Below are 21,779 nucleotides of genomic sequence, written 5' to 3'. Positions count from 1 at the left end.
TTGTTGTGATTGAGAACGTCCACCATGTCCGTCAATACCGCTGAATCCCGCCAGCCTGCCAGTGTCGCAACCGCGGCAAAAAGTGAACTGATTTATCGTCTTGAAGACCGCCCACCGTTGCCGCAAACGCTGTTTGCTGCCTGTCAGCATCTGCTGGCGATGTTTGTCGCGGTGATTACCCCTGCCTTGCTGATTTGCCAGGCGCTGGGTTTGCCCGCGCAGGATACGCAGCACATTATCAGCATGTCGCTGTTCGCCTCTGGCGTGGCGTCAGTGCTGCAAATCAAAACCTGGGGACCGGTCGGATCGGGCCTGCTGTCGATTCAGGGCACCAGTTTTAACTTTGTTACCCCGCTGATTATGGGTGGCATGGCGCTGAAAAATGGCGGAGCCGATGTGCCCACCATGATGGCCGCGCTGTTCGGTACCCTGATGGTGGCCTCCTGTACCGAGATGGTACTGTCGCGCGTGCTGCATCTGGCGCGTCGCATTATTACACCACTGGTATCGGGCATTGTGGTGATGATCATCGGCCTGTCGCTGATTCAGGTGGGGTTAACCTCTATCGGCGGTGGCTTTGCGGCGATGAACGACCATAGCTTCGGCGCACCAAAAAACCTGTTGCTGGCAGGCGTGGTGCTGTTGGTGATTATTCTGTTGAATCGCCAGCGTAATCCGTATCTGCGAGTCGCTTCACTGGTGATTGCCATGGCGGTAGGCTACCTGCTGGCGTGGGCACTGGGTATGCTGCCGGAAAATACCACGCCAGCCAATCAGGCGCTGGTTTCGGTGCCGTCTCCGCTTTACTACGGACTCGGTTTCGACTGGAATCTGCTGATTCCGTTGATGCTGGTATTTATGGTGACCTCACTGGAAACCATCGGCGATATCACCGCCACCTCCGATGTTTCTGAACAGCCGGTGAGCGGCCCGCTGTACATGAAGCGTCTGAAAGGCGGCGTACTGGCGAATGGCCTCAACTCTTTTGTATCGGCATTGTTCAATACGTTTCCAAACTCCTGCTTCGGCCAGAACAATGGCGTGATTCAGCTGACCGGTGTTGCCAGCCGTTATGTTGGCTTTGTGGTCGCACTGATGTTGATTGTGCTTGGTCTGTTCCCGGCGGTCAGCGGCTTTGTGCAACACATCCCTGAACCGGTACTGGGCGGCGCGACCATTGTGATGTTTGGTACGATTGCCGCATCAGGTGTGCGCATCGTTTCCCGCGAACCGCTGAACCGTCGCGCCATTATGATTCTCGCGCTGTCACTGGCGGTAGGTCTGGGCGTTTCGCAGCAGCCATTGATTCTGCAGTTCGCACCGGACTGGCTGAAAACCCTGCTTTCCTCGGGTATTGCCGCTGGCGGCATCACCGCTATCGTGCTTAACCTTATCTTCCCACAGGAAAAGTAATCTTCCGGGCAGGCTGATGCCTGCCTGATATTTATCCGCTTTTACATCCAGGCTGTTGAGCTGCAACGGTAATTCAGGCATAACAGCATCTTACCGGATAAAAGATCGGGATGGATGCGATGAAATTTCTTGGAAAGTTTTTCCTTACCTTACTGCTGCTAATTCTGCTGGCCTTTGTCATCCTGTATGTGTTGCTGCAAACACAGTGGGGTGCAGGCTGGTTTAGCCGTTGGGTGAGCGACAAAACCGACTGGCATCTTTCCCTCAGCAAAATCGAACATAACTTCTCTGCGCCTTCGCACATCATCCTTGATGACTTTAGCTTTGGTCACGATGGTCAGCCTGCGGTGCTGGTCGCCAGCCACGTCGATCTCGGTCTGGCGCTGGTGCAGTTTAGCGATCCTCTACACTTTAGTAGCATTGAATTGCGTGATGGTGAAGTTAACCTGGCGAACCTGACCCCGGATAACGCGTTGCCGGTGCAAGCCGATCGCCTGCAACTCAATAATATGCGTATCGACAGCCCACGCAGTGCCCTGCCAATGTTTGCCCGCAAGGTAAACGGTGGCGTTGTACCGTGGAAGCCAACGGCCAGCGATATGCTCGGCAGCGACGCACAATTCCAGATGAGTGCCGGTGAAATGACGCTGGACGGCGTACGCGGTAATAATGTGCTGTTGCAGGGGAATGTGGCACAGCGCCGCCTGGTGCTGAGTAATATTGGTGCCGATCTGGCACGCGGCTCAATGACCGGTGATGCGGAGCGCGATGCGCAGGGCAACTGGAAAATTAACCAACTGCGCCTCAATGATATCCGCCTGCAAACCCATAAAGACCTGCTCGATTTCCTCAACCCTATCAGCGATGTGCCATCGGTGACGATTAATCGCCTCGATATGACCGACGCGCGCTTGCAGGGGCCAGACTGGGCGGTAACTGACCTCGATTTAACCCTGAAAAACCTGACCTGGCGCGGTAATGACTGGCAGAGTGATGATGGCTCGCTGGCGATGAATGCCGGAAACTTTATTAACGGTACCTTTGAGCTGAATGATCCCATCGTCAATGCCAACTTTTCACCGCAGGGCATTGCGCTGACGCAGTTCAGTTCACGCTGGGCCAATGGTGTGATACGTGCCAGCGGTAACTGGACGCGTAACGATAAACGCCTGACCCTGGATGAACTGGCGGTGGCCGGACTGGAATATACCCTGCCGCAAAACTGGCGCGATCGCTGGCAGCAGAGTTTACCGGCCTGGCTTGATAGCGTGCTGCTGAAGCGCGTAACGGCCAACCGTAACCTGATTATTGATATTAATCCGGCGTTTCCGTTCCAGATGACGGCGCTCGACGGCAGCGGCGAAAACCTGTTGCTGGCACGTCAGCAGCAATGGGGCATCTGGGCGGGCAAAGCCAGTTTCAACGCCGCCGAGGCCACCTTTAACCGCACCGATTTACGCCATCCATCGATTAGCTTTAACGCGGACGATCAGCAAATTCAGGTCAGCGAGATGAGCGCCTTTAACGGCAGTGGCTTACTGGAGGGCACGGCTACCGTCGGCCAGCAGGCGCAGCGTCCGTTAACATTGCATCTGAAGGGCCAGGCGGTTCCGGCCAATGTCCTGGAAAACTGGGGCTGGCCAGCGCTGTCGTTGAATGGCAATAGTAATTTACTGCTGCAAGTGAACGGTTCACTGAGTGCGACGTCGCCATTACGCCCGAGTGTCAACGGTACTCTGTCGGTGACGACCGATACCCAGTCAGTGCAACAGGCCATGCATGGCGGGCAGGTTCAGCCGTAACTCGAGGGGTAACGGCGATCGTGCCGTTACCCTGACTTCACTAATCAATACGCGCGCCGGAACCACCCTCTTCCAGCGGTCCCTGGGGATCGGCGGGTAACACGATATATACCCCTTCAAACACCGCACCCAGCTCCTCATCACCAAACAGCTCAACTTCCATCTGCACCCGCGCTTTACGTCCACGCGCCAGACGATCGAGATCGCCACTGAGCGAGCCAAGATCGGCAATCGCGCCCGGACGTCCACTGATCGGTTTGCTATAACGGATGTGCGCATCAGCAAGAATGATGGTGCCGCCCAGATGACGTTCGCGCAGCAGCAACCAGATCAATCCCCAGCCAGTGAGCGTGGCCAGCGAGAACAGGCTACCGGCAAACAAGGTGTGGTGCGGGTTCTGGTTACCGGTTTCTGGCATGGTGGTGGCAAACTTCTGCCCGGTATATTGCAGGATACGCACCCCCATTTTTTCACTCAGCGGGATATGCTCATACCAGGCCTGCTGCAATTGCCCGCACCAGTCGGCACGATGCAGAATATCATCCAGCGTCACCACCGGTTTGATCATCAGGAAATGGCGTACCGGCGTGGTTTGCGGTGCCGTAATTTCCCCCTGATTAACGAAACCGAGCTTGGCGAAGAATTCGACGGCATCCTCGCGTGCGCTACAGGTCACGCGTTTTGCCCCTTCCTGACGCGCCACTGACTCCAGCGTCATCGCCACCAGCGTTCCCAGGCCTTTACCCTGCACCGACGGATGCACCGCGAGGAAGCGGATAGCCGCTTCATTTTCAGCATTGATATACAACCGCCCGACCGCCACTGGCTTGCCCTGCTCATCCACCACCATCTGATGATGAGCCAGCGCATCCCAGGCATCCCGTTCGGAACCCTGCGGCTGGCGCAACGGTTTACGTAACATTTCCCAGCGGAACTGGTAGTACATATCCAGTTCTTCAGCGGTTTGCGGTACGCGAAGATGATACATAAAGTGATTCTCTCGTTCGGAGCTTACGTGGCTGATCCCTTGCCGCTCGGCTGAAAATCTCACACCTGCAACCAAAAGGTCACCGGACCATCGTTAACCAGCGCTACCTGCATATCGGCAGCAAAGCGGCCATTAGCGGTTGTCACGCCCTGCTCACGGCAGCACACACTGAAATAGTCATAGAGGCGCTCGGCTTCCGCCGGTTCAGCACCACCCGAGAAAGAGGGGCGCATGCCTTTTTGCGTGTCAGCGGCCAGCGTAAATTGTGAAACCACCAGCACGCTGCCGCCCGCCTGCTGCACATTGAGATTCATTTTGTCGTTCTCGTCACCGAAGATGCGGTAACCCAGAACGCGCTCGCACAATCGCTGTGCTTTTTTTTCATCGTCGCCCTTTTCAACACCCAGCAACACCAGCAAACCGGCACCAATCTCTCCCACAATCGCGCTGTCGACGCTGACACTGGCGCGACTGACGCGTTGAATCAAAGCAATCATGTTTCCTCTCGTTCTTTTTCTCGTTCCCGCTGTTTTAACTGACGATAGTCATCCAGCGTGACGGTGATTTCTGCACCTAACAACACAATACACCAGGTCCAGTAAACCCATAGAAACAGAATAGGGATTACCGCCAGCACCCCGTAAATTAACTGATACGAGGGAAACATCGTAACATAGAGCGCAAAGCCTTTTTTGCCCAGCTCAAACAGCAGGCCAGCCACCACCGCACCGACCAGCGCATCGCGTCCAGGGACACGGCGCGTCGGCACAATGCTGTACAACAGCCAGAAGGCGAGAATCGAGAGGAGTAAAGGGAAGATGCGCAGCACCTGCTCTATCAGGCTGTTGACGCCCGAGACGTTCACCCAGCGCAACGACAGCAGATACGAGCTGATGGCCAGACTGGCCCCCGCCAGTAGCGGCCCAAGGGTCAAAATCATCCAGTAGACGGCAAACGAGTACACCACAGGCCGCTTTTTATCACTGCGCCAGATGACGTTCAGGGCGCTGTCGACCGAATGCATCAATAGCAACGCCGTGACGATCAGGCTTACCGCTCCTACCGCAGTCATTTTATTCACGTTGGCGACGAACTGTTCCAGATAGCGCTGGATGGTGTTGCCCGCCGCTGGCACGAAGTTGGTGAAGATGAAGTTTTTCAGCTGCTCGCTGATGTCGGAGAACACCGGAAAAGCGGCAAATAACGCAAACACCACCGCCACCAGAGGCACCAGCGCCAGCAAAGAGACGTAGGCAAGATTGCCCGCCTGCGTCGTCATGTTGTCTTCATCAATGCGCCGCCACAGCAGTTTTAGCCACAGGAAAAATGCGTGTGAGGAGTGGCGCAGATGTCGCAACCACATCACTCAGAGACGGCCTGCAAACCAGGCGGGCACGGTCTTGCTGTCGGTAACCAGCACGCTATCAATGCCGAGCGCGCGCGCGGCCTCAATATTGGCGTGGTTATCATCGAAGAACACTGCCTGATCTGCTGTGAAACCTTCGTTCTCCAGCACATGATGATAGATGCGAGCTTCCGGTTTGCGCATACCGACATCCTGCGACATATAGAGAGTGTCGGCAGCCTGTTTTACCTCGGGATATTGCGTCGGCCAGAACTCATAATGTAGCCGGTTGGTATTGGAGAGGATCACCACACGATGTCCATCCGCACGCAGTTTATTCATCACCGCCAGCGTATCCGGGCGCACGTCAATAAACACCGCCTGCCAGCCGGTGGTGAATTGTTCGTAACTGAGCGCAATATCCAGCTGGTCGCACAACCGGGCGGCGAAATGCTGATCGCTGATCTCACCCCGTTCGTGTTGTTCAAAAGCTTCATCCATCCGAAAGCGGCTTTGTAGCATTGCCAGCGGAACGCGTCCCAGGTCACTCCAGACACCGAGCACACGGTTGAAATCAATATCAACAATCACATTGCCTAAATCAAAGATGTAGAGCATGACGCCTCCTTATATTCCCTGGATCATTCACTCTAGCGGCAAATAGGGGGACTGAACAGGCGGGACGGCGGTGAAATCCGCGATCTGGAAGCGGGCGCACCCTTCCACTTTGCAGGCCGGGTGCGGCTTATATTAAGAAATGGCCTCACGCGTTATCAGACAATTGCCCGATATCCAGGCAAAAAAAAGCCCCGCGTTGCGGGGCTTCTTCTGTTCGTTTCGCTTAGTCTTTGCTGCCGCGAGACGCACGCTTACGGTCGTTCTCGGTCAGGTGACGTTTACGAATACGTACTGACACCGGCGTCACTTCTACCAGTTCGTCGTCATCGATGAACTCGATAGCCTGCTCCAGCGTCATCTTGACCGGCGGAACCAGAGTGGTTGCTTCATCAGTACCTGACGCACGCATGTTGGTCAGTTTTTTACCGGTCAGGCAGTTTACAGTCAGGTCATTAGAACGGCTGTGAATACCGATGATCTGACCTTCATAAACTTCCGCACCGTGACCCAGGAACAGCTTACCGCGATCCTGCAGACCGAACAGGGCGAAGGCTACCGCTTTACCCTGACCATTGGAGATCAGTACGCCGTTCTGGCGCTGGCCTACTTCACCCGGACGAACGTCGTCGTAGTGGCTGAAGGTGGAGTACAGCAGACCGGTACCTGAAGTCATGGTCATGAATTCGTTACGGAAGCCGATCAGACCACGGCTTGGGATCACGTAGTCAAGACGCACACGGCCTTTACCATCCGGGTCCATGTTTTTCATGTCGCCTTTACGCTCACCCATCGCCATCATCACAGAACCCTGGTGGGTTTCTTCGATGTCCAGGGTCACGTTCTCGAACGGCTCCTGCTTACGGCCTTCGTGCTCACGGAAGATAACTTTCGGACGGGATACCGCCAGTTCGTAACCTTCACGACGCATGTTTTCGATCAGAACTGACAGGTGCAGCTCACCACGACCAGAAACGCGGAATGCATCAGCATCAGCAGTTTCTTCAACACGCAGTGCCACGTTGTGTACCAGCTCTTTGTTCAGACGCTCCAGAATCTGGCGCGAAGTCACGTATTTACCTTCTTTACCGCAGAACGGTGAGGTGTTTACGTTAAAGAACATGGTCACAGTCGGCTCATCCACGCTCAGAGCAGGCAGCGCTTCAACATTCTGCGGATCACAAATGGTGTCAGAAATGTTCAGCTCACCCAGACCGGTGATCGCGATGATATCGCCAGCTTCAGCAAGGTCGCTTTCGATACGTTCCAGACCGAGGTGGCCCAGCACTTTACCGACTTTACCGTTGCGGGTTTTGCCTTCGCTATCGATGATCGTAACCTGCTGGTTCGGCTTCACTTTACCGCGTTTGATGCGGCCGATACCGATAACACCCAGGTAGTTGTTGTAGTCCAGCTGAGAGATCTGCATCTGCAGCGGCGCTTCAACTTCAACCTGCGGCGGAGAAACACGGTCAACGATCGCCTGATACAGCGGGGTCATGTCGTCAGCCATGTCGTTGTGGTCCAGACCCGCGATACCATTCAGCGCTGAAGCATAAATGATCGGGAAGTCCAGCTGTTCGTCAGTCGCATCAAGGTTAACGAACAGGTCAAATACCTGATCCACCACCCAATCCGGACGTGCGCCAGGACGGTCGATTTTGTTAATAACAACAATCGGCTTCAGGCCGTGGGCGAATGCTTTTTTGGTTACGAAGCGAGTTTGCGGCATCGGGCCATCCATCGCATCAACAACCAGCAGCACCGAGTCCACCATGGACATTACGCGCTCAACTTCACCACCGAAGTCGGCGTGTCCCGGGGTATCAACGATGTTGATACGGTAATCATTCCATTTGATGGCGGTGTTTTTTGCGAGGATGGTAATTCCACGCTCTTTCTCCAAATCGTTGGAGTCCATCACACGCTCAGTCGCTTCGGTACGGGCGTCGAAAGTACCGGACTGTTGCAGCAGTTTATCAACCAGGGTGGTCTTACCATGGTCGACGTGCGCGATGATGGCGATGTTACGCAAATTTTCGGTCACAGCTTTGCCTCAGGCATTATAGAAATAACGCGGTATTGTACACGGATTAAGCGGAAGACTGAACATGATCACAGATTTCGCCTAAAGTTTCTTGAAGTGCTGGTTTTTAGCACCAATTGCGGTGCATTAATCTGCACTGCGATGGCATTTTGCACCATTATGGTGCTTAAATTCGCCAGCAAAGCACCATTTAGGTGCACCAAATCCATCCTGGTGCAGCCACCGACTCACTAAAGGGCGCACCACAGCACGATTTTACCTGTAATAAAAAAGTTGGCACAGAATTCGCTTTAGTATTTTCAAGCGAAAACGACAGTTGCACAACGGTTGAAGAGCTTGCCGAGATCTTTGGTTAGGAGATGTCAGAAGCCATGGCACATTCCAGGCAACGAAGTTCTCTCACCACGACGACAATGACAATTTCCAGGAGAGTTGAGTATGTCCGCTGAACACGTTCTCTCGATGATGAACGAGCACGAAGTTAAGTTTGTTGACCTGCGTTTTACCGATACCAAAGGTAAAGAACAGCACGTTACTATCCCTGCTCACCAGGTTAACGCTGACTTCTTCGAAGAAGGCAAAATGTTCGATGGCTCCTCCATCGGTGGCTGGAAAGGCATTAACGAATCAGACATGGTGCTGATGCCGGACGCAACCACTGCCGTTCTGGATCCGTTCTTCGAAGACCCGACGCTGATCATCCGTTGTGACATCCTTGAGCCAGGCACCATGCAGGGCTACGATCGCGACCCGCGTTCAATTGCTAAGCGCGCTGAAGATTTCCTGCGCTCTTCTGGCATCGCTGATACCGTTCTGTTTGGACCTGAGCCGGAATTCTTCCTGTTCGATGACATCCGTTTCGGTTCTTCTACTTCTGGTTCACACGTTGCTATCGACGATATCGAAGCAGCATGGAACACCGGTAAAGAATACGAAGGCGGTAACAAAGGTCACCGTCCGGGTATCAAAGGTGGTTACTTCCCGGTTCCTCCGGTTGACTCAGCTCAGGACATCCGTTCTGCCATGTGTCTGACCATGGAGCAGATGGGTCTGGTGGTTGAAGCACATCACCACGAAGTAGCAACTGCTGGTCAGAACGAAGTGGCTACCCGCTTCAACACCATGACCAAAAAAGCTGACGAAATTCAGATCTACAAATACGTTGTTCACAACGTTGCTCACGCTTACGGCAAAACCGCAACCTTCATGCCGAAGCCAATGTTTGGTGACAACGGTTCAGGTATGCACTGCCACATGTCCCTGTCTAAAGGCGGCGTGAACCTGTTCTCTGGCGACAAATACGGCGGCCTGTCTGAAACTGCTCTGTTCTACATCGGCGGTATCATCAAGCACGCTAAAGCCATCAACGCCCTGGCTAACCCGACCACCAACTCTTATAAGCGTCTGGTCCCAGGCTACGAAGCGCCGGTAATGCTGGCTTACTCTGCCCGTAACCGTTCTGCTTCAATCCGTATCCCGGTTGTTGCCAGCCCGAAAGCTCGTCGTATCGAAGCGCGCTTCCCGGACCCGGCTGCTAACCCGTACCTGGCATTCACCGCACTGCTGATGGCTGGCCTCGACGGCATCATCAACAAGATCCACCCTGGTGATGCGATGGACAAAAACCTGTATGACCTGCCGCCGGAAGAAGAAGCTGAGATTCCAAAAGTGGCTGGTTCACTGGAAGAAGCGCTGAACTGCCTGAACGAAGACCGCGAGTTCCTGACCCGTGGTGGCGTGTTCACTGACGACGCTATCGACGCGTACATCGAACTGCGTAAGTCTGAAAATGACCGCGTTCGCATGACTCCGCACCCGGTAGAGTTTGAGCTGTACTACAGCGTTTAATCCTATGGAATATTCGGCGGATTTCGTGTTGCAGCAAGGCGGCAACTGAAAGAATCCCGGGGAGCTGAGATAGCTCAGTGACCCGGGTGAGTGAGGGCAGCCAACGCGGCTGCGGCACGAAAGACGCAGAAGATTTTTTGTTGCCGTGGAAACTTTCAGCCCATCTTCGGATGGGCTTTTTTCTCCACGAATTCATCGTTCAAATGACGGGTTTTACCACCAAAGGCTATAATGCACTGAATTAGTGCAGAGGAACGCTGTATGGCAACTGGCACGCTGCCCGATGCGGGGCAGATTCTCAATTCCCTGATAAACAGTATTTTGCTGGTCGATAATGAACTGGTAATTCATTACGCCAACCCGGCAGCACAGCAATTACTGGCGCAAAGTTCACGGAAATTATTCGGCACGCCGTTACCTGAATTAACCGGCTATTTTTCGCTGAATATTGAGGTGATGCGCGAGAGTCTTGAGGCTGGCCAGGGCTTTACCGACAGCGAAGTGACCTTAGTGGTAGATGGCCGCGCGCATATTATGTCGCTCACGGCGCAACGTCTGCCCGATGGCTTAATTTTGCTGGAAATGGCGCCGATGGATAATCAGCGCCGTCTCAGCCAGGAACAAATTCAGCATGCTCAGCAGGTCGCCGCCCGCGATTTGGTACGCGGTCTGGCTCATGAAATTAAAAACCCGCTGGGGGGTTTACGTGGTGCTGCACAGTTATTATCGCGCGCCCTGCCCGACCCTTCGCTGAATGAATATACCAAAGTCATTATTGAGCAGGCCGATCGCCTGAGAAATCTGGTCGATCGTTTGCTTGGCCCGCAGCAACCCGGTTTACATGTCACCCAAAGTATTCATCAGGTGGCTGAGCGCGTGGTCAATCTGGTCTCGATGGAGTTGCCGGATAATGTCTCGCTGGTGCGTGATTACGACCCCAGCCTGCCGGAGCTGCCACACGACCCGGATCAAATTGAACAGGTTCTGCTGAATGTAGTACGCAACGCGCTTCAGGCGTTGGGTGAAGAAGGCGGCACGATTATTATCCGCACCCGCACCGCGTTCCAGTTAACGCTGCACGGGGTACGATATCGCCTGGTGGCACGCATCGATATTGAAGATGACGGCCCAGGCATTCCGGCTCAACTGCAGGATACGCTGTTCTATCCGATGGTGAGTGGGCGTGAAGGCGGCACCGGTTTAGGTCTGTCGATTGCGCGCAGTCTGATCGATCAGCATTCAGGAAAAATAGAATTTAACAGTTGGCCTGGTCACACCGAATTCTCGGTTTACCTGCCTATTCGCCAGTGAGGTTTCTATGCAACGAGGGATAGTCTGGATCGTCGATGACGATAGCTCCATCCGCTGGGTGCTTGAACGTGCGCTCACTGGAGCCGGTTTGAGCTGTGCAACTTTTGACAGCGGCAACGAAGTGCTGGAAGCGCTCTCGACCAAAACCCCAGATGTTTTACTGTCAGATATTCGCATGCCGGGCATGGATGGGCTGGCGCTGCTGAAACAAATTAAACAGCGTCACCCGATGTTGCCGGTCATCATTATGACGGCGCATTCGGACCTGGATGCCGCCGTCAGCGCTTACCAGCAGGGTGCATTTGATTACCTGCCGAAGCCATTCGATATTGATGAAGCGGTTGCGCTGGTAGAGCGCGCCATCAGCCATTATCAGGAACAACAGCAGCCGCGCAATCAGCCGGTGAGCGGCCCAACCACCGATATTATCGGTGAGGCCCCGGCCATGCAGGACGTATTCCGCATTATTGGCCGCCTGTCACGTTCCTCCATCAGTGTGCTGATTAATGGTGAGTCGGGTACCGGTAAAGAACTGGTGGCACATGCCCTGCATCGCCACAGCCCGCGCGCTAAAGCCCCCTTTATCGCGTTAAACATGGCGGCTATTCCGAAAGACCTGATTGAGTCAGAGTTGTTTGGCCATGAGAAAGGCGCATTTACCGGGGCCAATCAGATCCGTCAGGGACGTTTTGAGCAGGCCGATGGTGGCACGTTGTTCCTTGACGAGATTGGCGATATGCCACTTGATGTGCAGACTCGTCTGCTGCGCGTGTTAGCCGATGGTCAGTTCTACCGGGTTGGTGGCTACGCGCCGGTGAAAGTGGACGTCCGTATCATTGCGGCAACCCACCAGAACCTGGAAATGCGGGTACAGGAAGGCAAATTCCGTGAAGACCTGTTCCATCGTCTGAACGTGATTCGTGTACATCTGCCGCCACTGCGTGAGCGTCGTGAAGACATTCCGCGCCTGGCACGCTACTTCCTGCAAGTGGCTGCGCGTGAACTGGGTGTGGAAGCGAAGATCCTGCATCCTGAAACCGAAGCAGCGCTGACGCGTCTGCACTGGTCAGGCAACGTGCGTCAGCTGGAAAACACCTGTCGCTGGTTGACGGTGATGGCAGCAGGTCAGGAAGTGTTGATCCAGGATCTGCCCGCAGAGCTGTTTGAATCCAGCGCCCCCGAAAGTCCGGTGCAATCGCTGCCGGATAGCTGGGCCACGCTGCTGGCACAATGGGCAGACCGCGCACTGCGTTCCGGTCATCAAAACCTGCTATCTGAAGCACAGCCGGAAATGGAGCGAACCCTGCTCACCACCGCATTGCGTCATACACAAGGCCATAAACAGGAAGCGGCACGTTTGCTGGGATGGGGACGTAATACCCTGACACGCAAACTGAAAGAACTGGGAATGGAATAAAAGTGTGAAAAAGGGAGCATTTGCTCCCTTTGTTATTTTATATCACGCGTGAAAATTGCTGCTGACGCGCCTTCTGCCGCAGATACACATCAAAGCACATGCAAATATTGCGGATCAGCAGGCGGCCTATACCGGTAACCTGTAAGCCCCCCTCATGCTGCTCCAGCAAACCATCAGCCACCAGCGGTGCCAGTAACCCCAGGTCTTCGGCGAAATAGCGCTTAAACACGATTGGCCACTGAGCCTCAACAGCGGCATAGTCGAGTGCGAAATTGCAAATCAGCGCCTTGATCACATCGCGACGCAGGCAATCATCTTCACTCAAGGTCAGACCACGCCACAACGCATTACCCCGTGTCTCAACGCTGCTATACCAGGTGTTGAGATCTTTATGATTCTGTGCGTAGCTGTCACCGATCATGCTAATCGCCGACACACCAAGCCCCAGCAAATCCGTGTCACCCTGGGTGGTATAGCCCTGAAAATTGCGGTGCAACTCGCCCGCTCGCTGGGCCACCGCCAGCTCGTCGTCCGGACGCGCAAAGTGGTCCATACCGATAAACTGATAACCTTCGCCAGTCAGGGTAGCGATGGTCTGCTGTAAAATTTCCAGTTTTTGCGCTGCGCTGGGCAGTTCATCTTCTTTGATTTTGCGTTGCGCCGCGAACAGCGCGGGCAGATGCGCATAATTAAACACGCTAAGGCGGTCGGGGTTGAGGGCAATGACACGTTGCAGAGTAAAGGCAAAGCTTTCGGGCGTTTGCAGCGGCAAACCGTAGATCAGATCGATGCTGACCGAGCGAAAACCCTGGTCACGCGCACGTTGTACCAATGCGAAGATCATCGCCTCATCCTGCACGCGATTGACCTTCTCCTGTACCGCTTTATTGAAATCCTGTACGCCCATGCTGAGACGGTTGAAACCCAGCGAGCGTAGATGATCGATCATCTCCAGCTCAATTTCTCGCGGATCGACCTCGATCGACATCTCCACGTCATCAGCCAGCGTAAAATGGCTGCGTAACAAGCCCACCAGCCGGCTTACCTGCTGCTGATTAAGGAAGGTCGGCGTACCGCCACCCCAGTGCAGCTGGGTGACGCTACGGCCCGTAAACAGCGGCGCACGCTGCTTAATTTCCTGCTCCAGCACATCAAGGTAGCGATCAGCTTTATGTAGCTGACGCGTCACGATTTTATTGCAGCCACAGAAGTAGCACAGGCGATGGCAAAACGGGATATGAACATACAGTGAGAGCGGTCGATCAGGATAGCGCGTCACCGCCTGCTGAAAATCGGCTTCGCCAAAATTTTCACTAAATTCCAGTGCGGTAGGATAGGAGGTATAGCGCGGACCGGCGTAATTGTATTTTTCAATCAGCCGTTGATCCCACTCAATCTGCTGCGATGACATGCTCACTCCTTACGGTGACGTCGTCTGAAGGCGGGCCGCGAAGCAGAAGAGTGAACAGGGTGACGCGCAGAAACCCGATGTAAACGCGACTTCAGACGCGACAGGCGGCGTAGTTTAAACAATAAGCTGATGAGATAACATGCCAGCAGCAGCGCTAAAATTGATCCAGGCCAAAACATCGGTGAATACCTGTTTTGCGTGGCATGCGTGAATACGCATGCCGATCAAAATGAGGCTTATTTGCCCTTCAGCAGGCGCATCATATCTTCTTCTGCCTGCTCATCGTCTTCAGCATCATCATCAAGCGCAATGCCAAGTGTTTCCATCAGCTCATCAATGCGGTCCAGCGTTTCGTCCAGCCAGGCCTGCTCTTCACCGCTCAGGGTCTCGCCGCTTTCCAGACGATCCAGCAGCGTGTCGAGACGCTCATCATTTTCCAGCTTCGCCAGTTCTTCCTGCGGGGTGAGACGGACTTTTTCCGCTTTCGGCTTAGGTGCTGGTTTTTTCACAACCGATGTTTGCCCATCGGCCACTAAGGCCACCGGCTTCTTGCTGCCAAGACGCGGATCCTGAGATTTTTTCGCCTGACCACTACCCGTGGTCTGTTTTTCCGGATTTGCACGGCTGCCAGCAACATGGCCGCGATGCTTTTTATCACGTTTGCGGTCGCGCGCTTCAGTATTCAAATCTTCACGCGATTTACGTTTCGCTTTAGCGGCGGGTTTGCCGCGTGTTGGTTGTGCAGGTTGCTTCATGGTGTTGGGTCTCGGCAATTTTTAATCAGTATATACCCGCCACATTACGGGCTGGTGAGCTAAGTGCGCTTTTCGCCTTACCGCAGCCCGAATGATTTAAGGTATAGAATTGCGGCGAAATCTAGCAGAAAGCAGACAAAGAAAAAAGGCGACAGCTTATGCTGTCGCCTTATTTCGCACCTTCATATGAAGGAAACACGAGATAAATCCATTATGGCTCACAACGTCCCGGTTGCTCCCTCGCCAAATCGCTCCTGCGAAACTCCCTGTCCTTTTCCGATTTCTCCCTGAATCGCTTCCTGCCTGCTCCTCGTCACCCCCGACACTCCTGAGCACATCATCCTGATGGGTGCTACCTTGCACTGACACCAAATGTAGACTACTCGGTAAAATGAACAAGTAAGACTCTTCTTTAATTTATAGAGGAAACGTCAAAGATATTGTTAATATATTGAATTAAAAGATTAAAAAAATACCCCATGATAAGGGGAAGCGGTAATGGCTGGCAGCACTAATCACACATCTCTTACAAAATGGCGCGTTAAGACGCCATCGGGCACTTTTACGCCATAACAGGTATACTCTGCCCAATTGCCTGAATCACTTTGCCGGAGTTTTACTTTGTCTGCTTTGAATTATCACGTTACCCATTTTATTCTCAGTGCCCCGGATATTCGCCACTTACCCGCAGATAGCGGCATTGAAGTGGCTTTTGCCGGCCGCTCGAACGCAGGCAAATCCAGCGCACTGAATACCCTCACCAATCAGAAAAGCCTGGCCCGTACCAGTAAAACGCCGGGGCGCACCCAGCTCATCAACCTGTTTGAGGTGACGGAGGGCAAACGTCTGGTGGACTTACCGGGTTACGGTTACGCCGAAGTACCGGAAGAGATGAAGCGTAAATGGCAGCGTGCCTTGGGTGAATATTTGCAAAAACGCCAGGCGCTGAAGGGATTGGTGGTACTGATGGATATCCGCCATCCGTTAAAAGATCTCGACCAGCAAATGGTGGAATGGGCGGTCCAGAGCGAGATCCCGGTTATGCTACTGCTGACCAAAGCCGACAAACTGGCTTCTGGCGCACGTAAAGCACAGCTTAATATGGTGCGTGAGGCGTCACTGGCCTTTCAGGGCGATGTGCAGGTGGAGATGTTCTCTTCGCTGAAGAAACTGGGCGTCGATAAACTGCGCGATAAACTGGACAGCTGGTTTAACGAACTGGAACCTGCACAGGAAGGTGAAGGCGACGACATCACGGCATAACATGCCTGCGGGTTAACCACCCGCTTTTTCAGATAAAGCCCAATAAAAAACGCCCCAGTCATAAATGACTGGGGCGGCTAATATTCAGCCAAATCCGATTACGTGAAGTAAAAGGTCTGAAAGATAGAACATCTTACCTCTGTACCCTACGCGAGAAACTTTACCTGATTTTTCCTGACCAACAAAGGGTTTTTTGTTGTTTAGTTTCAGGAATCGACATCATTTTTACCAGGTTCGTCACAAAATTGCGTACCCAATGTAGTTTAATTACCAAAAAAATGCTTAGCCGTTAGGTAGTTACAAAACGCGCATTTTACAGGTCGCTTTTGCACGTTGCTGAACCGATTAAGTAAACTTTTTTCTTATGACATTGTCGTAAGCGGCATTTCACCGCTTACGGGGTAAAACTTAGTGTGCCTGGTCCCAGTTATCGCCAATCCCTACCTCAACCTGGAGCGGTACAGCCAGCTTCATACTGCTTTCCATCAACTGACGTATTTTTTCGCAGGCAGCATCCACTGCGTCCTGATGGATCTCAAAGACGAGTTCATCGTGTACCTGCATGATCATTTTTACCGTGTCATCGTTTTGCTGTAATAACCAGCCATCCACGGCGATCATTGCACGCTTAATGATGTCTGCAGCTGTCCCCTGCATGGGTGCGTTGATGGCCGCACGTTCCGCAGCTTTACGACGGATAGCATTGCCTGATTTGATATCCGGCAGCCATAAGCGTCGGCCATCCAGAGTCTCGACATAGCCTTTTTCTGCCGCCTGCTCACGCGTCTCTTCCATATAACGCAGTACGCCCGGATAACGCTCAAAGTAGAGATCCATATACTTTTTCGCTTCACCCGCGCCGATATTCAACTGACGTGACAGGCCAAACGCGCTCATCCCGTAAATTAAGCCAAAGTTGATCGCCTTGGCGCTACGGCGCTGCTCACCAGATACCTTGCCAAGCGCCACGCCAAACACTTCTGATGCCGTTGCACGGTGAATGTCCTCTCCCTGAGCGAAGGCATCCAGCAATCCTTTATCCTGCGACAGATGCGCCATAATACGCAGCTCAATCTGTGAATAGTCGGCAGCAACAATACGTTTGTCCAGCCCGGCAATAAATGCCTGACGGATACGACGCCCTTCATCATTGCGCACCGGGATATTTTGCAGGTTAGGATCGGTGGAAGACAGGCGACCTGTCGCCGTTACCGCCTGATGATACGAGGTATGCACGCGGCCAGTGACAGGGTTGATCATCAGCGGTAGCTTGTCGGTATACGTCGATTTCAGCTTCGACAAACCACGATGTTCCAGAATCACTTTTGGCAGTGGGTAGTCCAGCGCCAGCTCTGCCAGCACCTCTTCACTGGTCGATGGTGCTCCGCCTGGAGTTTTTTTAGTGGGTTTAATACCCTGTTTTTCAAACAGAATGGTTTGCAGCTGCTTAGTAGAGGAAAGGTTAAACGGCTCACCCGCCAGCTCGTGCGCTTGCAGCTCCAGTTCCGCCAGACGCGTGGTCAGCTCCTGGGAGTGTTTCGCCAGGATATTTTGATCGATGAGCACACCGTTACGTTCTACCCGGGAAATGACCTTCAGCAGCGGCATCTCAATCTCTTCGAAGATTTTTTTCGGTCCGGCTTCTTTCTCCAGCTCAGGCCACATTTTCAGGTGTAACTGCAGGGTCACATCCGCATCTTCCGCAGCATAATGCCCCGCCTGCTCGATCGCGACCTGGTTAAACGTCAGCTGGTTTTTACCTTTCCCGGCAATTTCTTCAAAGGTCACGGTTTTATGGTTTAACCAGCGTGCTGCCAGGCTATCCATATCATGCTTACCGGCAACACTGTTCAGGCAATACGACTCCAGCATAGTGTCGAATTTAATCCCGTTCAGTTCGATATCGTAGTTCTTCAGTACCCCACGATCGTATTTGAGATTTTGCCCGACCTTTAGCGCCTTACTGTCTTCCAGCAACGGTTTTAATTGTGCCAGCACGGTTGCCCGATCCAGTTGATCAGGTGCATCGAGATAATCATGCGCCACCGGCAGATAAGCTGCTTCCCCCGGGGACACGGCAAAAGCAAGGCCCACAATGTTGGCGCTCAGGGTATCCAATGAATCCGTTTCCAGATCAAAAGCAAAAACGTCGCTTTTTTGCAGCTTTTCCAGCCAGCTGGCAAAGGTGTCTTCATCAAGGATGGTGACGTAACCATCGGACGACAAGACACTCACGGTCTCAGCTTTAGCCGCCGGTTCATCCGGTAATCCCTGTTGAGCCTGTGTGTTGTTCTTTTTGCCCTGTAGCCATTTCCCTTCCTGCAGATCAACCAGCCAGCGTTTAAATTCGTAACGACCAAACAGCGTTTGCAGTACCGAGACATCCGGCTCGCTTACCGTCAGCTGTTCACAGGTAAGTTCCAGTTCAACATCAGTTTTGATGGTTGCCAGTTGATAGGAAAGAAATGCTACATCGCGGTTCTGTTCCAGCTTGGTCGCCATGGTTTTGGCTCCGCGGAATGACAGATCGGCAACTTTTTCCAGGTTGTCATAGATGGTTTGCATGCCCCCCAGCCCCTGCAACAGCGCCTGTGCCGTCTTTTCCCCCACCCCCGGTACGCCGGGAATGTTATCCGAGCTATCGCCCATCATGGCAAGGAAGTCGATAATCAGAGAAGGTGGTACACCGTATTTCTGTTCAACTTCTTCTGGTCCCAGGACCGTATTGGTCATGGTGTTAATCAGGGTGATACCCGGCGTAACCAACTGGGCCATATCTTTGTCGCCGGTACTGATCAATACCGCGCGCCCCTGCTTTTCAGCTTCCTGTGCCAGCGTGCCAATGACGTCATCGGCTTCAACGCCAGAAACCGCCAGCAGCGGTAATCCCATCGCCTTGACCATTTCATGTAATGGCTCAATTTGCGCACGCAGGTCATCAGGCATGGGAGGACGATGAGATTTGTAGTTCTCGAATAACTCATCGCGGAATGTTTTTCCTTTCGCATCGAAGACCACGGCAACGTGGCTGGGTTGATACTGCATCAACAGGCTTTTCAGCATGTTGAGCACACCGTACATTGCGCCAGTTGGCTCACCTGCGCTATTGGTCAGAGGCGGAAAGGCATGATATGCACGGTAGAGATAGGATGATCCGTCTACCAGAATCAGGGGATTTTCTGCAATGTGCGCCATAAGTTTGATTTTTCTTCGTTGCGATTAAGAGGTGTATAAGGATGCCATAACCTGAGACGAATGTTGAATTTGCACCAGTCGAAGTGGTGTTTTTTACTCAAAACGCAGCAGGGATCGCAAGGATCGTATTGTGGATAACTTTGTGTGTAAATTTCATAACGTATTGTTATTTCCGTTATTCGCAATCACTTCCCTTATAAAAAAACAATATTTTCAATAGGTTAATGACTTTCCGTGATGCGGGGCATCTTTTTAAAAAGATGATCATCGATGTGGATATTAACCATAAGGTTAACAGTAAGAAGGGATATAAAGGCGAGTCCGATAATAAAAAACGCCGACTAAGTCGGCGTTGATTTGCTGGCTAAATTAGTTTTTTTCCACCAGGAATTTTACGACATTGGCGTAATCGGCAACAAAGTTATCCATCGAGCTGGTGTCGAGACCACCGTTGTTGACCATATATTTGCCATTAATAAACATCGCTGGCACACCCTGCAGATTTACATCAGATGCCGCTTTCTCCTGCTGAGCAACCAGCGCTTTTACTGCAAAGCTGTTCCACGCCGCATCGTAATCTTCAGAAGAAATTCCTGCCGCTTTGATAAAAGTATCTTTCAGGCTGGCCGCATCGGTCACGGTCTGCGTTTTCTGAATACCATCGAAAATTGGAGCTGAAACTTTATCTTCAACACCCAGCGCCATCGCCACCGCCCATGCGTGCGTCACCACCGGACCGAAATCACCGCCAAGGAAATCAACGTGATATTTGGTCACTTTAGTATTCGCAGGCAGATTCTTTTTCACCGCATCGCTAACGTGGTAAATACGTTCAAACTGGTAGCAATGGGGACAGAAGAAGGAGAAAAACTCCATTACCTGCGGTTCACCGGCAACAGGTTTCGGCAGCGTGACATACTGTTTGCCGTCGGTAAATTGTGCCGCTGAGGCGCTAAATGCCAGCATTAAACCTACCAGCGCGAACCAAATCTTTTTCATCGTGAAAAATTCTCCTGACTGCTTCATTAATATTGCGGGCTAAGCTGCAACGGCGGTTCGTTTAACAGCTTTTCCTGCTCGGTAAAAAGTACAATTTGCCGACGCCAAAAATCCTCATCGGTCATCCACGGAAAGGCTCGTGGAAAAGCTGGATCCTGCCAGCGACGCACGACCCAGGCTAAATAATAAACCATGCGCATCGCGCGTAAAGGCTCAATCAGTGACAATTCATGTAAATCGAAGTCACTGAATTCATTGTAAGCCTCCAGCAAAATATCCCACTGAATACGTTGTTCCTGAAGATCACCATTCACCAACATCCACAGGTCCTGGATTGCAGGTCCGGTACGCGCATCATCAAGATCGACAAACATCGGTCCATCACGCCACAGAATATTGCCGGGATGGCAGTCACCGTGTAAACGCAGTGGTTGCCATTGCGTATTCCATCGCTGCTGCAGCGTGTGATACAGCTTATCTACAGCAGCCAGCAACGGATCTTTACATGCATTCGGTACCAGCATGCTTTGCTCAAGCTGCTGACGCGGCTGCACAATATATTCATCCAGGCCAATAGTCGGCCGTTGCGCAAAATGCTGCTGACGGCCTGTTTGATGGATCCGCCCCAGAAAACGGCCAACCCACTCCATCTGTTCTTCATTATCGGTTTCATACTGCCGACCACCCAGACTGGGAAATACGGCAAACATAAATCCTGCATGGCTGTTCAGCGTGCTTCCCAGCAGTTCCAGAGGTGCAGCAACAGGAACTTCATCGGCCAGTAGATCATGGGTAAACTGATGCTCTTCCAAAATCTGACCTGCACTCCAGCGCTGTGGGCGATAAAACTTCACCACATAGCGACGCTTTTCATCATCACTGAATTGATAGACACGGTTTTCGTAGCTATTAAGGGCGGTTAAGCCAGATTCGACGCGCAGACCTGTCTCCCAAAGTGCATCAAGGATGACATCGGGATTCAGTGTCTGGAAATTAAAGGCTGCTTCGCTCATCATTTGGCCTGTGTGTTACCTTTGCTTTAATGCGCAAGGATAGCACTACTCATCATCCTTAATCACACCGCGTGCGCGTAATAGCGCGGTTTTGAAGTCCACTTCATAATCCTTTTTCAGCCCGGGAATCTCAGCATCACTGCCTGCATCACGCATTTTGAGATGGTAAATCAATATGTCGTCAGTTAATTCACTTAATGGGCCACTGAAACCTGATTCCTGTGCCAGTTTTTGTAAAAATGCCAACAGGTTAAGATCAGACTCTTTCTGCCAGGCTGGTTGCAGGAGTTCGAGTAGTTCGTTGAGACGGTGGTATTTCATCATTCATTCCTTTATGCAGGTGTTGGGCTGCCGACC

General features: G+C 52.6%; 17 protein-coding genes. 6 read left to right on the top strand and 11 right to left on the bottom strand.

Annotated features, from left to right (window positions below; genetic code table 11):
• Positions 1 to 24: 24 nt before the first annotated feature.
• A complete protein-coding gene (locus RCF31_RS13220; protein ID WP_416410924.1) occupies positions 25 to 1,413 on the top strand; it encodes a nucleobase:cation symporter-2 family protein in 1,389 nt (462 codons plus the stop codon).
• A gap of 119 nt (positions 1,414 to 1,532) precedes the next feature.
• Complete coding sequence (locus RCF31_RS13215) at positions 1,533 to 3,215, top strand: AsmA family protein (RefSeq protein ID WP_299449126.1); 1,683 nt, start codon at positions 1,533 to 1,535, stop codon at positions 3,213 to 3,215.
• 40 nt (positions 3,216 to 3,255) lie between these two features.
• Here the strand turns inward: RCF31_RS13215 and fabY are convergent, their stop codons facing one another.
• The 5 genes from fabY to typA form a co-directional block, all read right to left on the bottom strand.
• Complete coding sequence (gene fabY / locus RCF31_RS13210; RefSeq protein ID WP_084878029.1) at positions 3,256 to 4,203, bottom strand: fatty acid biosynthesis protein FabY; 948 nt, start codon at positions 4,201 to 4,203, stop codon at positions 3,256 to 3,258.
• Positions 4,204 to 4,262: 59 nt separating this feature from the next.
• Positions 4,263 to 4,700 carry a D-aminoacyl-tRNA deacylase gene (gene dtd / locus RCF31_RS13205; protein ID WP_416410921.1) on the bottom strand — a complete coding sequence of 146 codons (438 nt, stop codon included), beginning with the start codon at positions 4,698 to 4,700 and terminating at the stop codon, positions 4,263 to 4,265.
• Complete coding sequence (locus RCF31_RS13200; RefSeq protein WP_299449157.1) at positions 4,697 to 5,566, bottom strand: virulence factor BrkB family protein; 870 nt, start codon at positions 5,564 to 5,566, stop codon at positions 4,697 to 4,699. Before RCF31_RS13200 ends, dtd begins: the two co-directional genes overlap by 4 nt.
• A 3-nt stretch (positions 5,567 to 5,569) precedes the next feature.
• Positions 5,570 to 6,166 carry a glucose-1-phosphatase gene (gene yihX / locus RCF31_RS13195; RefSeq protein WP_313685405.1) on the bottom strand — a complete coding sequence of 199 codons (597 nt, stop codon included), beginning with the start codon at positions 6,164 to 6,166 and terminating at the stop codon, positions 5,570 to 5,572.
• A gap of 223 nt (positions 6,167 to 6,389) precedes the next feature.
• Positions 6,390 to 8,210, bottom strand: a complete 1,821-nt coding sequence (typA, locus tag RCF31_RS13190; RefSeq protein ID WP_299449134.1) for a ribosome-dependent GTPase TypA — start codon at positions 8,208 to 8,210, stop codon at positions 6,390 to 6,392.
• Positions 8,211 to 8,648: 438 nt separating this feature from the next.
• Here typA and glnA point away from each other — a divergent pair, with 438 nt between their 5' ends.
• The 3 genes from glnA to glnG all read left to right on the top strand — a co-directional run bounded on the left by glnA (position 8,649) and on the right by glnG (position 12,786).
• Positions 8,649 to 10,058, top strand: coding sequence for a glutamate--ammonia ligase (gene glnA / locus RCF31_RS13185; RefSeq protein WP_084878041.1), 1,410 nt, complete (start codon positions 8,649 to 8,651; stop codon positions 10,056 to 10,058).
• A gap of 261 nt (positions 10,059 to 10,319) precedes the next feature.
• Positions 10,320 to 11,369 carry a nitrogen regulation protein NR(II) gene (gene glnL, locus RCF31_RS13180; RefSeq protein ID WP_013511065.1) on the top strand — a complete coding sequence of 350 codons (1,050 nt, stop codon included), beginning with the start codon at positions 10,320 to 10,322 and terminating at the stop codon, positions 11,367 to 11,369.
• 7 nt (positions 11,370 to 11,376) lie between these two features.
• Positions 11,377 to 12,786 (top strand): nitrogen regulation protein NR(I), encoded by a 1,410-nt coding sequence (glnG, locus tag RCF31_RS13175; protein ID WP_084878044.1) that lies wholly within the window; start codon positions 11,377 to 11,379, stop codon positions 12,784 to 12,786.
• Positions 12,787 to 12,823: 37 nt separating this feature from the next.
• Here the strand turns inward: glnG and hemN are convergent, their stop codons facing one another.
• Together hemN and yihI are read right to left on the bottom strand one after the other, a co-directional pair.
• Positions 12,824 to 14,197: an oxygen-independent coproporphyrinogen III oxidase gene (hemN, locus tag RCF31_RS13170; protein ID WP_416410916.1), complete on the bottom strand. Its 1,374-nt coding sequence runs from the start codon at positions 14,195 to 14,197 to the stop codon at positions 12,824 to 12,826.
• Positions 14,198 to 14,433: 236 nt separating this feature from the next.
• Positions 14,434 to 14,952 carry a Der GTPase-activating protein YihI gene (gene yihI / locus RCF31_RS13165; RefSeq protein ID WP_416410914.1) on the bottom strand — a complete coding sequence of 173 codons (519 nt, stop codon included), beginning with the start codon at positions 14,950 to 14,952 and terminating at the stop codon, positions 14,434 to 14,436.
• 621 nt (positions 14,953 to 15,573) lie between these two features.
• Between yihI and yihA the strand changes: the two genes are divergently transcribed.
• The gene (yihA, locus tag RCF31_RS13160) at positions 15,574 to 16,215 is read left to right on the top strand and encodes a ribosome biogenesis GTP-binding protein YihA/YsxC (RefSeq protein WP_299456299.1); all 642 of its coding nucleotides are present in this window, start codon (positions 15,574 to 15,576) and stop codon (positions 16,213 to 16,215) included.
• Positions 16,216 to 16,623: 408 nt separating this feature from the next.
• Here the strand turns inward: yihA and polA are convergent, their stop codons facing one another.
• From polA to RCF31_RS13140, 4 genes are all read right to left on the bottom strand, one after another.
• On the bottom strand, positions 16,624 to 19,410 hold the full coding sequence (gene polA, locus RCF31_RS13155; protein WP_416410912.1) for a DNA polymerase I: 2,787 nt from the start codon (positions 19,408 to 19,410) through the stop codon (positions 16,624 to 16,626).
• Between the two features lie 369 nt (positions 19,411 to 19,779).
• Positions 19,780 to 20,409, bottom strand: a complete 630-nt coding sequence (gene dsbA, locus RCF31_RS13150; RefSeq protein ID WP_299456295.1) for a thiol:disulfide interchange protein DsbA — start codon at positions 20,407 to 20,409, stop codon at positions 19,780 to 19,782.
• A 26-nt stretch (positions 20,410 to 20,435) separates the two neighbouring features.
• Positions 20,436 to 21,422, bottom strand: a complete 987-nt coding sequence (locus tag RCF31_RS13145; protein ID WP_416413256.1) for a serine/threonine protein kinase — start codon at positions 21,420 to 21,422, stop codon at positions 20,436 to 20,438.
• A 45-nt stretch (positions 21,423 to 21,467) separates the two neighbouring features.
• Positions 21,468 to 21,743, bottom strand: coding sequence for a YihD family protein (locus RCF31_RS13140; protein ID WP_021186428.1), 276 nt, complete (start codon positions 21,741 to 21,743; stop codon positions 21,468 to 21,470).
• Between the last annotated feature and the right edge of the window lie 36 nt (positions 21,744 to 21,779).

The organism is Pantoea sp. App145 (assembly GCF_047947045.1).
Lineage (GTDB): Bacteria > Pseudomonadota > Gammaproteobacteria > Enterobacterales > Enterobacteriaceae > Pantoea.
The sequence above is the reverse complement of the archived record's forward strand: the minus strand, read 5'-3'. Positions and strand labels throughout refer to the sequence as shown.

Excerpts from the sequence above, each read along its gene's own strand:
- RCF31_RS13220 (WP_416410924.1), top strand. The coding sequence starts at position 25 with ATGTCCGTCAATACCGCTGAATCCCGCCAGCCTGCCAGTGTCGCAACC.
- RCF31_RS13140 (WP_021186428.1), bottom strand. The coding sequence starts at position 21,743 with ATGAAATACCACCGTCTCAACGAACTACTCGAACTCCTGCAACCAGCC.
- dtd (WP_416410921.1), bottom strand. The coding sequence starts at position 4,700 with ATGATTGCTTTGATTCAACGCGTCAGTCGCGCCAGTGTCAGCGTCGAC.
- yihI (WP_416410914.1), bottom strand. The coding sequence starts at position 14,952 with ATGAAGCAACCTGCACAACCAACACGCGGCAAACCCGCCGCTAAAGCG.
- RCF31_RS13200 (WP_299449157.1), bottom strand. The coding sequence starts at position 5,566 with ATGTGGTTGCGACATCTGCGCCACTCCTCACACGCATTTTTCCTGTGG.
- yihX (WP_313685405.1), bottom strand. The coding sequence starts at position 6,166 with ATGCTCTACATCTTTGATTTAGGCAATGTGATTGTTGATATTGATTTC.
- hemN (WP_416410916.1), bottom strand. The coding sequence starts at position 14,197 with ATGTCATCGCAGCAGATTGAGTGGGATCAACGGCTGATTGAAAAATAC.
- glnG (WP_084878044.1), top strand. The coding sequence starts at position 11,377 with ATGCAACGAGGGATAGTCTGGATCGTCGATGACGATAGCTCCATCCGC.
- glnA (WP_084878041.1), top strand. The coding sequence starts at position 8,649 with ATGTCCGCTGAACACGTTCTCTCGATGATGAACGAGCACGAAGTTAAG.
- RCF31_RS13215 (WP_299449126.1), top strand. The coding sequence starts at position 1,533 with ATGAAATTTCTTGGAAAGTTTTTCCTTACCTTACTGCTGCTAATTCTG.
- RCF31_RS13145 (WP_416413256.1), bottom strand. The coding sequence starts at position 21,422 with ATGAGCGAAGCAGCCTTTAATTTCCAGACACTGAATCCCGATGTCATC.
- polA (WP_416410912.1), bottom strand. The coding sequence starts at position 19,410 with ATGGCGCACATTGCAGAAAATCCCCTGATTCTGGTAGACGGATCATCC.
- fabY (WP_084878029.1), bottom strand. The coding sequence starts at position 4,203 with ATGTATCATCTTCGCGTACCGCAAACCGCTGAAGAACTGGATATGTAC.
- dsbA (WP_299456295.1), bottom strand. The coding sequence starts at position 20,409 with ATGAAAAAGATTTGGTTCGCGCTGGTAGGTTTAATGCTGGCATTTAGC.
- glnL (WP_013511065.1), top strand. The coding sequence starts at position 10,320 with ATGGCAACTGGCACGCTGCCCGATGCGGGGCAGATTCTCAATTCCCTG.